Source organism: Hanstruepera marina, assembly GCF_019880635.1.
Taxonomy (GTDB): domain Bacteria; phylum Bacteroidota; class Bacteroidia; order Flavobacteriales; family Flavobacteriaceae; genus Hanstruepera; species Hanstruepera marina.
Genome location: NZ_JAINVX010000003.1, coordinates 61,123 through 77,132 on the forward strand (window position 1 = coordinate 61,123; position 16,010 = coordinate 77,132).

Annotated in this window: 12 protein-coding genes; 10 read left to right on the forward strand and 2 right to left on the reverse strand. The window is 35.5% G+C overall.

The window, feature by feature from the left end; translation table 11 throughout:
* Position 1: 1 nt before the first annotated feature.
* The 10 genes from ade (at position 2) to K7G76_RS10680 (ending at position 14,098) form a co-directional block, all read left to right on the forward strand.
* The gene (gene ade / locus K7G76_RS10635; RefSeq protein ID WP_223034201.1) at positions 2–1,621 is read left to right on the forward strand and encodes an adenine deaminase; all 1,620 of its coding nucleotides are present in this window, start codon (positions 2–4) and stop codon (positions 1,619–1,621) included.
* Positions 1,622–1,623: 2 nt separating this feature from the next.
* Complete coding sequence (locus K7G76_RS10640; protein WP_223034202.1) at positions 1,624–2,583, forward strand: YheT family hydrolase; 960 nt, start codon at positions 1,624–1,626, stop codon at positions 2,581–2,583.
* A gap of 79 nt (positions 2,584–2,662) precedes the next feature.
* The gene (locus K7G76_RS10645; RefSeq protein ID WP_223034203.1) at positions 2,663–4,330 is read left to right on the forward strand and encodes a formate--tetrahydrofolate ligase; all 1,668 of its coding nucleotides are present in this window, start codon (positions 2,663–2,665) and stop codon (positions 4,328–4,330) included.
* 86 nt (positions 4,331–4,416) lie between these two features.
* The gene (fdhD, locus tag K7G76_RS10650) at positions 4,417–5,241 is read left to right on the forward strand and encodes a formate dehydrogenase accessory sulfurtransferase FdhD (protein ID WP_223034204.1); all 825 of its coding nucleotides are present in this window, start codon (positions 4,417–4,419) and stop codon (positions 5,239–5,241) included.
* Between the two features lie 6 nt (positions 5,242–5,247).
* The gene (locus K7G76_RS10655; protein WP_223034205.1) at positions 5,248–6,900 is read left to right on the forward strand and encodes an NADH-ubiquinone oxidoreductase-F iron-sulfur binding region domain-containing protein; all 1,653 of its coding nucleotides are present in this window, start codon (positions 5,248–5,250) and stop codon (positions 6,898–6,900) included.
* 6 nt (positions 6,901–6,906) lie between these two features.
* Positions 6,907–9,636, forward strand: a complete 2,730-nt coding sequence (fdhF, locus tag K7G76_RS10660) for a formate dehydrogenase subunit alpha (RefSeq protein WP_223034206.1) — start codon at positions 6,907–6,909, stop codon at positions 9,634–9,636.
* Positions 9,637–9,747: 111 nt separating this feature from the next.
* Positions 9,748–10,209: a (2Fe-2S)-binding protein gene (locus K7G76_RS10665; protein WP_223034207.1), complete on the forward strand. Its 462-nt coding sequence runs from the start codon at positions 9,748–9,750 to the stop codon at positions 10,207–10,209.
* Positions 10,210–10,220: 11 nt separating this feature from the next.
* Positions 10,221–12,449, forward strand: a complete 2,229-nt coding sequence (locus K7G76_RS10670) for a xanthine dehydrogenase family protein molybdopterin-binding subunit (RefSeq protein ID WP_223034208.1) — start codon at positions 10,221–10,223, stop codon at positions 12,447–12,449.
* Between the two features lie 13 nt (positions 12,450–12,462).
* Positions 12,463–13,473 (forward strand): XdhC family protein, encoded by a 1,011-nt coding sequence (locus K7G76_RS10675; protein ID WP_223034209.1) that lies wholly within the window; start codon positions 12,463–12,465, stop codon positions 13,471–13,473.
* Between the two features lie 22 nt (positions 13,474–13,495).
* Positions 13,496–14,098: a nucleotidyltransferase family protein gene (locus K7G76_RS10680; RefSeq protein WP_223034210.1), complete on the forward strand. Its 603-nt coding sequence runs from the start codon at positions 13,496–13,498 to the stop codon at positions 14,096–14,098.
* Here the strand turns inward: K7G76_RS10680 and moaA are convergent.
* Positions 14,085–15,092 carry a GTP 3',8-cyclase MoaA gene (gene moaA, locus K7G76_RS10685; RefSeq protein ID WP_223034211.1) on the reverse strand — a complete coding sequence of 336 codons (1,008 nt, stop codon included), beginning with the start codon at positions 15,090–15,092 and terminating at the stop codon, positions 14,085–14,087. The two genes, K7G76_RS10680 and moaA, sit on opposite strands and share 14 nt — an antisense overlap.
* Complete coding sequence (gene moaCB, locus K7G76_RS10690; RefSeq protein WP_223034212.1) at positions 15,092–16,003, reverse strand: bifunctional molybdenum cofactor biosynthesis protein MoaC/MoaB; 912 nt, start codon at positions 16,001–16,003, stop codon at positions 15,092–15,094. Before moaCB ends, moaA begins: the two co-directional genes overlap by 1 nt.
* Positions 16,004–16,010: the final 7 nt, after the last annotated feature.

Consider the following 16,010-nt stretch of genomic DNA (forward strand, 5'->3'; position numbering starts at 1 on the left):
TTTGAAAATATTAGGTCAAATAGTTGATATTCCTAATCGCAGAATATACTCTGGAGAGATTACTATTGCTAATGGTAATATTTCTAAAATTGTAGAACGTCAGCACGATGTAAAATCATATATTCTACCTGGTTTTATAGATGCCCACATTCATATTGAGAGCTCTATGTTGGTGCCTAGTGAGTTTGCTAGAATAGCCGTTAAACATGGTACGGTTGCAACGGTTTCAGATCCTCACGAAATAGCTAATGTTTTGGGAGTTGAAGGTGTTGAGTTTATGATTGAAAACGGTAAGCAAACACCTTTTAAATTTAATTTTGGCGCACCTTCATGTGTGCCTGCAACTAGTTTTGAATCGGCTGGAGCTGTGATTGATTCTGAAGGGATTAAGGAATTAATGGCAAATCCAGAGATTAAGTATCTAGCCGAAATGATGAACTATCCTGGTGTGATTTATAACGATGCCGAAGTATTAAAAAAGATAGAATGGGCAAAGTATTACAATAAACCAGTTGATGGGCATGCGCCTGGAGTTTTGGGAGACGATTTAACCAAATATATTTCAGCAGGTATTTCAACCGATCATGAATGCTTTACCTATAATGAGGGTTTAGAAAAACTTCAAAAGGGCATGAAAGTCTTGATTCGGGAGGGTAGTGCTGCCAAGAATTTTGAAGCACTCATAAATTTATTGCCAGAATATTATGAGAACATGATGTTTTGCAGTGATGACAAACATCCAGACGATTTATTGTTAGGGCATATTAATCAATTATGCGCTAGAGCTGTTGCCAAAGGTATTAATGTTTTTAAAGTGCTTCAAGTAGCTTGTGTGAATCCAATAAAGCATTATAATCTAGACGTCGGTCTTCTAAAAGTTGGAGATCAAGCAGATTGTATTGTGGTTGAAGATTTAAAGAGCTTTAAAACGCTACAAACCTATATTAATGGTGAATTGGTTTTTGATGAGGGTGAATCCAAAATACCGTCAACCCCTTTTGAGATTCTTAATAATTTCAATACGAACAAAAAGCAAGTTTCAGATTTCAGAATTGAATCTTCTGCTGAAAAAATTCGTGTCATTGAAGCTTTAGAAGGCCAATTGATTACTAATGAATTGATAGAAGTTGCTACAATTGAAAGCGGTAATTTAGTATCCAATATAGATAAGGACGTTTTAAAAATGTCAGTTGTAAACCGTTATAACAACGAACCTCAAGCATTAGCCTTTATCAAGAATTTTGGTTTAAAAGCGGGAGCCATTGCCAGTTCGGTTGGTCATGATTCACATAACATAATAGCTGTTGGTGTTTCAGATGAATCTATATGCAAAGCTGTAAATCTTATAATTGAAAACAAAGGCGGTATTTGTGCGGTTTCTGATTCTGATAAAAAAATTGTCCCATTGCCTGTAGCAGGCATTATGAGTGATCAAGATGCTGAAACTATAGGAAAGCAATATGCAGAATTAGACCGTATGGCAAAACAATTGGGAAGTACTCTAAAAGCACCGTATATGACCTTGAGCTTTATGGCCTTATTGGTTATTCCTTCCTTGAAATTGAGTGATAAAGGATTGTTTGATGGTAATGCATTTCAATTTACACCACTAGAAGTTTAAATATGCCGATAGTTCAATCAGACTATAAAGCACCTGTGTTTTTTCGAAACGGTTTTGTTTCTACTGTCTATTCAGGATTAATAAGACGTGTGAATGGTGTTGTACAAGAACGTGAACGTATAACGCTTCCTGATGATGATTTTTTAGATTTGGATTGGAGTTTTTCAGCCGAGAAAACAACCAAATTAATTATAGTACTTCACGGATTGGAAGGCAATGCCCAAAGGCCATATATGACAGGAACTGCCAAACTATTCAATAAAAATGGTTTTGATGCTGTTTGCGTGAATTTTAGAGGTTGTAGCGGAGAAGATAATTTAAAGTATAGATCGTATCATTCTGGAGCGACTGAAGATTTGGATGCTATTATCAATCATATTTTAGAAACTCGGTCGTATTCAGAAATTTATTTAAAAGGGTTTAGCCTAGGAGGTAATATGGTATTAAAATATTTGGGAGAGCGAGACAACGTTCCAAATGAAGTTAAAGCCGGAATTGCTGTTTCTGTACCCTGTGATTTACACGGCTCGTGTAAAGAACTGCATACCTTGAAAAATAAACCGTATCATGACAGATTTAAAGCGCATCTAGTTGGTAGGTTAAAAATAAAACAAAAGCAACACGCTGATATACTGAATATTGAAGACATAAAGTCAATTAAAACTTTAATAGATTTTGACCATGTCTATACCTCAAAAGCACATGGTTTTATTGATGCTTTCGATTATTATAAGCAATCCAGTAGTCTTCAATTTTTACCAATGATTAAAACAAAAACGTTAATCATAAATGCCTTAAACGATTCTTTTTTATCACCTGAATGTTATCCTGTTAAGGAGGCAAAAAGTAACGATAATTTATTTTTAGAAATGCCAAAGCATGGTGGTCATGTAGGTTTTCATTTGTTTGGCAAACATTATTATAATGAAAAACGAGCCTTGCAGTTCTTTGCCAATTCATAATGAAATTGATTTTATCAATAGAATAAAAAGCAGTATATTTCATTCTGTTTTTAAATTAACATAACTAACTATTAAACCAATGACAGATCAAGAAATAGCTAAAGACATTCAACTAGAACATATTAGTAAAATTGCAGAAAAGTTGGGCTTAAATGTTGATGATATTGACATGTATGGAAAGTATAAGGCCAAATTACCACAATCAATCATTAATGAGGAAAAAGTAAAACAAAGCAACCTTGTTTTGGTAACTGCAATTTCTCCAACTCCTGCAGGAGAAGGTAAGACAACCATGTCTATTGGTCTTTCTGAAGGTTTAAATCAATCAGGTAAACAAACTACAGTTGTATTAAGAGAACCATCTTTAGGGCCAGTTTTTGGTATTAAAGGAGGAGCCACAGGAGGCGGTTATTCTCAAGTGCTTCCTATGGAAGATATTAATTTACATTTTACAGGCGATTTTTCGGCTATAGAAAAGGCACATAACTTATTGTCTGCTGTTATAGATAATAATATTCAGAGTAAAACAAATTCCGTTGGTTTAGATCCAAGAACTGTTACTTGGAAACGAGTTATGGATATGAATGATCGTTCGTTGCGTAATATCGTTATTGGGTTAGGAGGAACAACCTCTGGTGTGCCTAGAGAGACTGGATTTGATATTACGGCTGCATCTGAAATTATGGCGATTTTGTGTCTTTCAGATGATTTAGAAAATTTAAAGGAACGATTGGGAAATATATTCATTGGTTACACTAAAGATCGTGAACCCATTTATTGTAAAGACCTCAAGGTTCAAGGTGCTATGGCTGCACTTTTAAAAGAAGCCATTAAGCCAAACTTGGTGCAGACTATTGAAGGCAATCCTGCTATTATTCACGGTGGACCGTTTGCCAATATTGCTCAAGGTACCAATTCGGTTATAGCTACTAGAATGGGAATGTCACTTTCAGACTACACAGTTACTGAAGCTGGATTTGGTGCTGATTTAGGTGCTGAAAAGTTTTTAGATATTAAATGTCAAAGTGCAGGGTTGTCGCCAAAAGCGGTAGTTTTAACTGCAACAATTCGAGCGCTTAAATATCATGGTGGAGCTGATTTAAAAAATCTCACTGAAGAAAATGTAGAAGCATTAAAAAAGGGTTTACCAAACCTTGAAAAGCATATTGAAAATGTTAAACAATTTGGAATTACGCCTGTTGTAGCCATAAACAAATTTGTGTCAGACACAGACGCTGAAGTAGCTATTATTCAGGAGTTTGCTAAATCACAGGGAATTAGAGTGGCTGTTGCCGAAGTTTGGGCTAAAGGGGGAAAAGGCGCATTAGATTTGGCACAACATGTTGTTGATATTGTTGAAGAAGGTTCTTCTCAATTTAAGCCATTGTATAATTGGGATATGTCTGTGGAAGATAAAATTAAAACCATTGCCACAAAAGTTTATGGAGCTGATGATGTTGAGTATGCTGCTTTAGCCAAACGAAATTTAAGAACCATAGCTAATTTAGGTCTTGAAAACTTACCAATTTGTATGGCAAAAACCCAGAAATCACTTTCTGATGACCCCAAGCTTTTAGGACGACCAAAAGGTTTTACCATTACAGTTAGAGAGATTGAAATAGCAAGAGGTGCTGGATTTTTAATTCCTATAACAGGTGATATGATGCGTATGCCTGGACTTCCTGCTCATCCAGCATCAGAGAAAATTAGTATTGATAACGATGGTAATATTTCAGGATTGTTCTAAATCCTAATTTCAAAAAGGCTTTAACATAATCATGAAGTCTTTTTCGTTAACTTTATATATTAATTGAAAGGTTAAGTAATAAACCCATGGCGACGCGTAAATACGAAGGCAAAAAGTTTGATAAAGCTTCTATAGATAAGACGGTTGATAGTCTTACTGTTGAAGAAGCTTTGCAAATTGACATCAACAATAAGCCTTTTACAGTTTCTATGCGCACACCAGGAGACGATGCTAGTTTAGTGAGAGGCTTATTGCACTCCGAAGATTTAATTACTGATTTAGCTTATAGTCCTGAATTAATATTAAAAAAGGAAAATGATAATGGTGTAGTCACCATAGTTAATTTAGACATACCCGAAGATAAATTAGGTGATGGATATGCTAATAGTAGGAGTTTGTTGTCGGTGTCTTCGTGTGGAATTTGCGGCAAAACCGAATTAAATGATTTGGCGTTTATTGGTAAAACCATCGACGACAATAAAAAGATAGATATCTCCATAATACATCAGCTTTTTGACAAGATGAAGGTTAAACAACATGCGTTTAATAAGTCTGGTGGCACCCATGCAGCAGCTGCATTTACCATAAATGGACATTTGTTGTGTTCTATGGAAGATATCGGTAGGCATAATGCTGTGGATAAAGTTGTTGGGAAATTAATAAATTCCAATCAGTTGCAAGAAGCCAAAATCATGACCGTGAGTGGTCGTATTTCGTATGAAATCATTATTAAGTGTTTTAAAGCCCGAATTCCGTTTTTAGCAGCAGTATCAGCGCCTTCATCTTTGGCTGTAGATTATGCCAAGGAGTTGGGTATAACCTTATTTGCATTTTGTAGAGATGAACGTGCAACTTGTTATTCACATCCCGAACGCACTAAAAATAGTACAACAAAAACTAAAGCGAGTTAAAAAAATATGTCAGATAATTTAAGTGAACTATTAGGAAGAAAAGGTGTTAATGAAAGCCTGTTTGATAAGTTGGGCAATTTAGCCAAACCCGAAGGTGCGCCAAGTGAAGAGGCTATGGCCAAATTGGCTGATGACTTTCTTATAGGTAAAGCTAATGCTTTTGGAACCGCTAGTTTTTATGATTTCTTAAAACCAGAAAATAAAGGCAAGAAGGCTTATGTCTGTAACGGTACAGCTTGTGTATGTGCTGGCACTCAAGAAAAAGTTATTGATTCACTAAAAAATCATTTTGAAACTGATGAAATAGGACACATGACTTGTTTAGGACGTTGTCATGAAAATTCAGCATTTCATTATAATGGAAAAAATTATTCTGGTGAAGCTTTGAATAATTTGGAGCATATCATTGATTCTGACTCAAACTTAAATCAGGATAACTATAATGTTAAAGCAAATGGAAAACAAATATTAACCAAGCCATTCACTAATATTAAAGATTACTATCAGCCATTTTTAGAGGCACTTAAAAAAGATTCTGCTGATGTGTTGCAGGAAATAAAAACTTCTAATGTGCGTGGTCGTGGTGGTGCAGGATTTCCTATGGGAATGAAATTGCAGTTTTGCAGAAATGTTGAAAACAAGACCAAGTTCATTATTTGTAATGCGGATGAAGGTGATCCAGGAGCCTATTCAGATCGTTATTTGTTAGAGCATCAGCCGCATGCTGTATTGTTCGGTATGCTTATTTCTGGATATGTAGCACATGCTAACTATGGCATCCTTTATATTAGAGCAGAATATCCTGAAGCTGTTGAAATTGTTCAAAAAGCAATTGATGATATTCAAGATATGGGACTTATTGGAGAAGATATTAATGGAAGTGGTTTTAACTTTCAGTTTAAAATTATACAAGCGCAAGGCTCTTATATCTGTGGAGAGGAAACAGCTTTAATAAATTCAATTGAAGGTCAACGTCCTGAAGTACGTGTTAGACCACCTTTTCCAGCACAAAAAGGTTTGTTCAACAAGCCAACAACAGTTAATAATGTGGAAACTCTAGCAGCTCTGCATTACATTATTTCTAATGGTGGTCAAGCATGGAAAAACATCGGTACCGAACGATCTTCAGGAACAAAATTAGTATCGCTAGATAGTTTCTTTAATAATCCTGGTATGTACGAAGTAGAAATGGGAACACCACTATCAGTTGTTGTTAACGAATTAGGTGGAGGTTTCAAGCAAGATGTCAAAGCCTTACAAATAGGAGGGCCATTAGGAGGTTTAGTACCCGTATCAAAAATAGACGATTTAACGCTCGATTTTGAATCCTTTTCAAATGAAGGATTTTTATTGGGTCATGCTTCAGTTGTTTCGGTACCTGAAGATTACCCAATCATGAAATTTATTGAGCATTTATTCGATTTTGCAGCGTATGAAAGTTGTGGAAAATGTTTCCCTTGCCGATTAGGGACAAAACGAGGACATGAGTTATCTGAAAAAGCATTAAATTCAGATTATAAAATAGATAGAAAACTATTTACTGACTTATTAACGACTTTAGAAGAAGGTTCTCTATGCGCTCACGGTGGTGGGATTCCGTTACCAGTACGTAATGCCATGCAATATTTTGATGATGAATTAAAACCGTATTTTAATTAGACAATTATGAGTAAAACAGCCTATATAGATAATCAGGAATTTGAAATTGTTGAAGGTGAAACGATGCTGTCGTTTATTCGTCGTTATAAGGAAAAACATATTGTTCCAACCTTGTGTGATGCTCCTAATCTAGATCCTTTTGGTTCTTGTAGGGTTTGTAGTGTAGAGGTAGCTTTAGAAGAAAATGGTCCGGTTAAAACAATGGCGTCATGTCATTCGCCAGTCATCGAAGGTCAATACATTTATACCAGTACGGAGTCTGTAAAAGCATTGCGAAAAAATATAGTGGAATTGGTATTAACCGATCATCCATTGGATTGCTTGACATGTGAGGTTAATGGGAATTGTGAATTGCAAACTGTTGCAGCTCAAGTTGGAATTCGAGAAGTACGCTATCCAGAAGGGGATAACCATTTAGATAGATCAAAAGATTTAAGTCACCCTTACATGACATCAGATTTGTCAAAATGTATTAATTGTTATCGCTGTGTTCGTGCTTGTGACGAAGTTCAGGGTGAATTTGTTTTAAGCATGTCTGGGCGTGGTTTCGATTCAAAAATTATTAAAGGCTTTGACGATTCGTTTATGGATTCAGACTGTGTGAGTTGTGGTGCGTGTTCACAGGCGTGTCCTACATCTGCAATATCCGATGTGTTTCAATCCAAAGCCATTCAAGCCACTGAAAAAACAAGAACGATTTGTACCTATTGTGGGGTAGGTTGTAATCTTGAAGTTTCTACCCATAATGGTGAAATATTAAGTATTCAAGCACCTTATGACGCTGAAGTCAATCAAGGACATACCTGTTTAAAAGGGCGTTATGCCTTTAAGTTTTATGATCACCCAGAACGCTTAAATTCTCCAATGATCAAGCGCAATGGTGAGTTTGAAAAAGTGTCTTGGAATGAAGTTTACGATTACATAGCTGAAAAACTAACCGGTTTCAAAGAAGAATTTGGACCAGATTCCATGGCCGGAATTTCGTCATCACGCTGCACTAATGAAGAAAATTATTTGATGCAGAAGTTTTTCCGTGCTGTTATTAATACTAATAATATTGATGGTTGTGCTAGAGTGTGTCATTCACCAACGGCATTAGGTATGCAACGTACGTTTGGTACTGGAGCAGCAACAAATTCTATTGATGATTTAAAAGACACCAATTGCATTATGGTAATTGGAGCAAACCCGACAGATGCCCACCCAGTAACAGGAGCTAAACTGAAACAGTTTGCCATGAAATCGGATAATGTTACCATTGTTTTAGATCCAAGACGAACCGAATTAGCTAGATATGCAGATTATCATATAGCATTAAGACCAGGAACAAACGTAGCGGTTTTAAACATGATGATGTACTATATCATAACAGAAAATCTTGTTGATACTAATTTTATCGAAAGTAGAACAGAAGGTTTTGAAGATTTTAAAAAAGAATTACTATCCATTGATTTAGATAAAATTGAAGCCGTTTCTGGAGTTACTCGGGAAGAAGTTAGAGCAGCAGCTATTGCTTATGCTTCAGCACCAAACGCTATGTCATTTCACGGATTAGGGGTTACTGAACATTCTCAAGGCACCTTTACAGTCATGCAAATAGCAGATTTAGCACTTATGACTGGAAACATTGGTAGGCGAGGAGTGGGAGTAAATCCTCTTCGTGGTCAAAATAATGTCCAGGGATCTGCAGATATGGGAGTACAGCCGCATCAAGGTGCAGGTTATTTAGATGTTACCAATGATGAGGTCAACAAAAAATATAATGCATTCTATGGTGTAGACGTTCCAAAACACATTGGTTATAAAATTCCAGAAATGTTTGATGCTGCGCTAGATGGAAAATTAAAAGCTATTTGGATTATAGGTGAAGATGTTGTACAAACCGACCCTAACACTCAAAAAGTAATTAAAGCCTTGCAATCTACAGATTTAGTGATTGTGCAAGAGCTGTTTATGACAGAAACGGCAAAATATGCTGATGTGATTTTACCTGGAGCTTCGTTTTTAGAGAAATCAGGGACATTCACTAACGGAGAACGACGTGTACAAGCAGTTAGACAAGTTGTTAAGCCTATTGAGGGTTCTAAACCAGATGGGCAGATAATTGTCGATATCATGAATAGAATGGGTTATAAGCAACCTGATTATACTCCAGATGGTATGTTGGAGGAAATATCTAAAATTGTTCCATTTTTTGCTGGTATAAAATGGGATAGACTTGGTATTAACGGTTTGCAATGGCCTGTTTCACCAGATGGAAAAGACACACAAATTTTGCATAAAACCGAATTTAAAAGAGGTTTAGGGAAGTTTGAATTTAACCCATGGGAAGAAACTGTTGAGCTGAAAGAACATGCTAAAGATTATCCTTATATTTTGACTACCAATCGTGAGTTAGAACATTATAACTGTGGTGCTATGACGCGTAGAACAGCCAATGAACAAATTCTACAAGATGATTATTTGATGATTCACCCTGAAGATGCCAAGACACATTTAATTAATGAAGGTGATTTTGTGTGTTTAGAATCGCCTAGAGGTAAGGTAGATGTAAAAGCTAGAATTACTGATGAAGTAAAGCAAGGTATATTGAGTACCACATTCCACTTTCCAGATATAATGATTAATAATATTACGGGTGATGTTCATGATTCTGAAGCTATGTGCCCAGAATATAAAGTAGTGGCTGTAAGGATAAGAAAGAGTAAAGGTAAATACAAAAAGGAGCTAATATAGAACTTGCTAATTATAATTATTCGTTAAAAAAAATATTGGGTTTATAATTTTTGTATCTTGAAGAGATTCCAAATCAAATGTTGAATTTCTTACTAATTAAACTCATATTTTATGCCAACTTATAACCTTAAAGTTAACGGTAAACTTCATACCGTTGAAGTAGAATCCGATACGCCATTGCTTTGGGTATTACGTGATCATATAGATCTTGTAGGAACGAAATTTGGATGTGGTATCGCACAATGTGGAGCTTGTACGGTTCATATCGATGGTGTTGCAACTCGAAGTTGTGTAACGACAGTTTCACGTTTACAAGGTTCTGAAATAGTCACAATCGAAGGGCTTTCAGAAAACGGGAATCATCCTGTTCAAGCTGCATGGAAAGAAATAGATGTACCACAATGTGGTTATTGTCAAGCAGGACAAATTATGACAGCTTCAGCATTTTTAGAAAATAATCCGAATCCAAATAAATCTGAAATTAGAAGTGCTATGAAAGATAATTTGTGTAGATGTGCCTCTTACAACAGTATAGAAAAGGCTATTGAAGTAGCGGCTAGTAAAATTAAATAAATTACATCCAAATGAAAAAATCAAACCAAATACAGTTTAGTAGAAGAGCGTTCATACGAACGTCTGCTCTTGCCAGTGGTGGTATGCTCATTGGATTTAATTTATTTACCGCGTGTAAAGATGACGTTGTACCGCCTAAAGAATTAATAGACTTAAGTCAGTTAAATTATAATGATTTTAATGCCTACATAAAAATATCTCCAGAAGGGAAAGTAACCATATTTTCACCAAACCCAGAAATAGGACAAGGGGTAAAAACGTCCATGCCTATGCTTGTAGCTGAAGAATTAGATATACCATGGGAAGATGTTTATGTACAACAAGCGCCGTTAGATACTAAAAATTTTAAAAGACAAATGGCTGGAGGTAGTCGGTCTATTAGTCTGGCTTGGGAGCCATTAAGACAAACAGGAGCTACTGCTAAACAAATGCTGATTAATGCGGCGGCTACAAAATGGGGTGTAGATGCTACAGATTGTTCGGCCAAGCAAGGATTGATTACCAATAAAGTTAGTGGAGAAACTTTGGGTTATGGTGATGTTGTTAATGAGGCTGCTACTTTAGAAGTTCCAGAAAAGGTAACCTTAAAAGACCCTAAAGATTTTAATATTATTGGTCAAGGTAAGAACAATGTTGATATTGATGAGATTATAACTGGAAAACCATTATTTGGTTTGGATTATAAGGAAGAGGGTATGGTGTATGCCTGTGTGTTGCGACCACCTGCTTTTGGCCAAGAATTAGAATCGTTTGACGATTCTGCGGCAAGAACTATTGAGGGTGTAATTGATGTAGTTACCATTGGAGAAAAGGTAAGAGAATTGTTAAAAAAAGAAGATCTTCATTGGTCAGTAAACATTGGATCTAGTGATAAAGTTGTTGTTATTGCCAACTCTACTTGGTCGGCATTTAAAGGAAAAAAAGCTATAAAAGCCATTTGGAAGAATACGAGTCCGCTTGAAAGTTCAGAATATCATAGTCAAGAATTAGCAAAAGTTATAGATAGTGGAGATTTCAATACGCTTCGAGAAGATGGTGATGTAAAACAAGCCTTTTCTAATGCAGACAATATTCTTGAGCGGACTTACGAATCAACATTTTTGCCTCATAATTGTTTAGAGCCTATGAATTTCTTTGCCAACGTAACAGATGATAAAATTCATTTAGTTGGTCCAATTCAAACGCCCGAAGGTTCTGCTGACACAGTTTCAAAATTATTAGATCGTAATAAAGAGGATATTTATTTAGAAATGACACGAATGGGAGGTGGTTTTGGAAGACGTTTATATGGCGATTTTGTATATGAAGCAGCTGAAATTTCAGATGCTATTAGAAAACCTGTAAAGGTGATTTCGTCGCGAGAAGACGATATGACAACAGGCATTTATCGTCCACCAACAAAATACAAATTTTCTGCATCTATAAAAGATAATAAGGTGACTGGTTATCATTTAAAAGAAGCTTGTATTAATGGAAATAGTTGGCCTCAAATGTCGAATTTCTTTCCAGCTGGAGCTATTGAGAATTATAAATATGATATTGCTCAAGTGAATAGTAATATAACGGCTGGAGCTTGGCGCGCACCAATTACCAATTTCTTAGCTAGTGCTGAGCAAAGTTTTTTTGATGAATTAGCTGAAGAACTTAAAATTGATCGAATTCAATTACATAAAGATTTATTGCAAAATGTAAAAGGAACTACAGATGAGCGCATTCAATACAGTCCTGAACGACTAGAAGGCGTAATTGACCTTGCAGTTGATAAATCAAATTGGGGAAAAACTCCTGAAGATATTTATCAAGGTTTTGCGGTTTATTATTGCCATAACACACATGTGGCTGAAGTTGCAGATATTAAAATGGAAAATGGATATCCTGTTGTTAAAAAGGTCACGGTTGCTGTAGATTGTGGCGTAGTAGTTAATCCACTTGGGGCACAAAATCAGGTGGTAGGAGGTGTTATTGATGGGTTAGGCCATATGATGTATGGCGAATTAACTTTTAAAGATGGGGTACCGCAATCCAGTAATTTTAATTCCTATCAGCTGATTAGAATGAACCAAACACCATATGTGGATGTGCATTTTGTTAAGAGTGATATTGCTCCTACAGGATTAGGTGAACCTACATTGCCTCCAGTTGGTGCAGCAGTTGCTAATGCGATATATGCTGCTACAGGTCAAAGACTTTATAAGCAACCATTTATGAAATATTTTAAGCCAGAAGCCTTAAAAGCTTAATAGCATTTTCATTATGACTTTTGAATTTAAACAAATAGTTGAAGCTTATAAACGTGCAAATAAGTCTGGGTTAAGGTCCGTTTTAGCTACAGTAGTAGCATTAGATGGTTCATCATATAGAAAACCAGGTGTACGTATGCTTATCCTTGAAAACGGTAAAATTATTGGAGCTGTAAGTGGTGGCTGTGTAGAAAAAGACATTAAACGTGAAGCACAATCTGTTTTTAAAACAGGTAAAGCAAAAATGATGACTTATGACGGCAGATATCGTCTAGGATGTGAAGGAGTCTTGTATATTTTAATTGAGCTATTTCAACCTGATTTAGATTGTTTGGAAACTTTGAATTCGCATTTAAAAAGCAGAAAACCGTTTAGTATAAAATCCTATTACAAAAAACAACAAGGCATATTCGCAGGTATTGGTAGTATTATAAAGTTTGAAAATGGCATTAACAAACTATCTAATTTTGTAGTTGCTGAACAATCACGTTCTATATTTTCAGAGATACTACCACCTTGCTTTAAGTTGATGATCTTTGGTGCAGAGCATGATGCGGTAGCACTATGTCAATTAGCCAATTTTAATGGTTGGGAAGTAACTGTGGTTTCCGGACCATTAGAATCTAAAACAATTTCTGACTTTCCTGGTGCTACGGCATTTTACTCCGTTTCACCAGATGCTTTAGAGTTTAATTCAATTGATGACGAAACCGCTGTTGTAATCATGTCTCATAATTACGCTAACGATTTAAAGTATTTGATAGAGTTAAAGGACAGCCAACCAAGTTATATAGGTTTATTAGGACCTAAAAAGCGCAGGGAAAAATTACTATCTGATTTACTGGAATATTGCCCAAATATTGATGACAAATTTGTAGAACGTATTCATGGTCCAGCCGGATTAAATATTGGAGCAGAAACCCCTCAAGAAATTGCTATTTCTATAATTTCAGAAATTTTGTCTGAAGTACGAAATCAAACGCCTATACCGCTTAAAGTAAAGCAGGACGGAATTCATTCTTAAATTGTTTAGATTAGCTTGATTTATGTCAAATATTGCCACTCTTATTTTAGCAGCAGGTCGTTCGTCTAGAATGGGACAACCTAAACAGTTATTACCTTGGGGAACATCTTTTTTATTAGATGACATTATTAAAACGCTTTCACAGATTCCACAAGGGAAAATAATTGTTGTACTAGGATCAAATTATGGCATGATAGAGTCAAAAATTAAACATCATAGTATTGATATAGTATATAATGCGGACTACAATAAAGGCATGGGTTCTTCTATTTCAACTGGTTTGAGTGCTATTCAAAAACTATGTAATGACTGTGAAGGTGTTATGATTGCTTTAGCCGATCAACCATTAATACCTGTTTTGCATTATACAACAGTTATTGAAACGTTTAGTAAAGGTAAAAAGCAGATTATTGCTTCTGCTTATGAAAGCAAGAGGCTAGGTGTTCCTGCCTTATTTGATAGACATTATTTTAAGCATTTAATAGATCTGGACGGTGATCGAGGAGCTAAATCCATCATTAAACAAAACCGTGATAACGTTATTGCAATAGATGCCAAAGATTATATGGCAGATTTAGATACTTTAGAAGATTACAACTCCTTATATAAAGCTAACCACCAATAGTTATCATACTCCTATTGTTGCCATGCAAATCAGGTTGCTCTAATTTTTCTTGTGTATCCATACCACCTCGCATTTTAAATTTCGATTGAATGGCTTTTTTAATAATAGGTTCAATAGGTTTTCCTTCCCGTAATGGGGTTAATAAATCAGATTCTGAAGAAGAGAATAGGCAGTTTTTCAAGCGTCCGTTTGCTGTTAAACGAATACGATTACAACTATCACAAAACGGATTAGTCACTGAACTGATAATGGCAAACGACCCTTTGTAATCTTTAATGATATAATTTTTAGACGTATCGTTTGGTGCATCTTGTATTCGTATAATTTCTTTTTCGTTGAAATTTGTATAGACTATCTCCATAATTTCTGCATAAGATACCATTTTGGCTTTGTCCCATTTATTACCGTCAAAAGGCATAAACTCAATGAATCGAACAGAAATCGGTAGTTCTTTAGTGAGTTTAATGAAATCAATAATTTCATTATCATTGAATCCTTTAATTAAAACAGCATTTAGTTTAACATTAAAACTTTCTTTAATCAAAAGCATAATATTACTATAGACTTTTTCAAAATCGTTTCGTCGTGTAATGGTTTTAAATTTTTCGGCATTGAGAGAATCTAAACTCACGTTGATGTTCTTAATGTTACATGACTTTAGTATATCAATAAAACGGTCAATAATTACAGCATTTGAAGTTATAGACAACTCAACAGGCAATGTGGATAGTTTTTTAAGAATGATATCTGCATCGCGTCTAACCAAAGGTTCTCCACCTGTTAACCGAATTTTTGTTACACCATGATCTACAAACGTTTTGGCAATTTCATAGACTTCGTCGTAACTCATGATATGACTTCTCGGAGACAATTGAATACCTTCAGCGGGCATACAATATGTACATCGTAAATTACAGAGCTCCGTTAACGAAACCCTTAAGTAAGTATGCTGCCTACCAAAGCTATCCTGTAATATGTTGTTGTTTGTATTCATTAGTTGTGTCTTGCACCTTTTAGAATTCCAAAAACATGTAATACCGCAGGAAATATGGCATCCATAGATTCTTTGGCACCATTTGTAGATCCAGGTAACGCCAATACCAATGTGTTGTTAATTGTTCCTGCAACGCTTCTAGATAACATAGAATAAGGGGTTCTGTCTTGCCCGTAACTTCTTATGGCTTCCTCAATGCCTGGGATTTTACGCTCTATTAATCCTTCTAGTGCTTCTGGCGTTACATCTCTTCCTGATAAGCCTGTTCCACCAGTGAATATGATGAGATTAATACTTTGGCTTTCATATTGTTTAACTTTTTCTTGAATCGTGTCTTTTTCATCAGGAATAATAATATAGTCTGATACGCTAACATGACAAGTTTCTAACTTTTCAATAATAGCTTTACCGGCTTTATCTTCTTTTTGACCTTTTGAAATGGTATCAGAACAAACAATAACGGCAGCGGTAAGTTTTTCTCTCAAACGATCCTTAAAATCAGATTTCCCACCTTTCTTATTAAGTAGTTTTATATGATGAATTTCAACACCTTTATCTATGGGTTTAAGCATATCGTACATATTCAAAGCTACCACCGAAGCACCATGCATGGCTTCAACTTCAACACCAGTTTTGTAAATGGTTTTTATAGTACAGGTAACGGTTATTTCAAGTTCATTAATTTCATACTCAATGCCCGCATATTCAATAGGTAAAGGGTGACAATCGGGTAAAATATCTGGTGTTTTTTTAACGCCTAATAACCCTGCAGCCTTACTCATGGCAAATACATTGCCTTTGGGTACAGTGTCATTCTCAATAGCCTGAATGGTTTCGGGTTTACTGACTTTGACCACAGCTAGTGCTGTAGCTATTCTTAAGGTATTTATTTTATGTGTGATGTCGACCATTTATTTT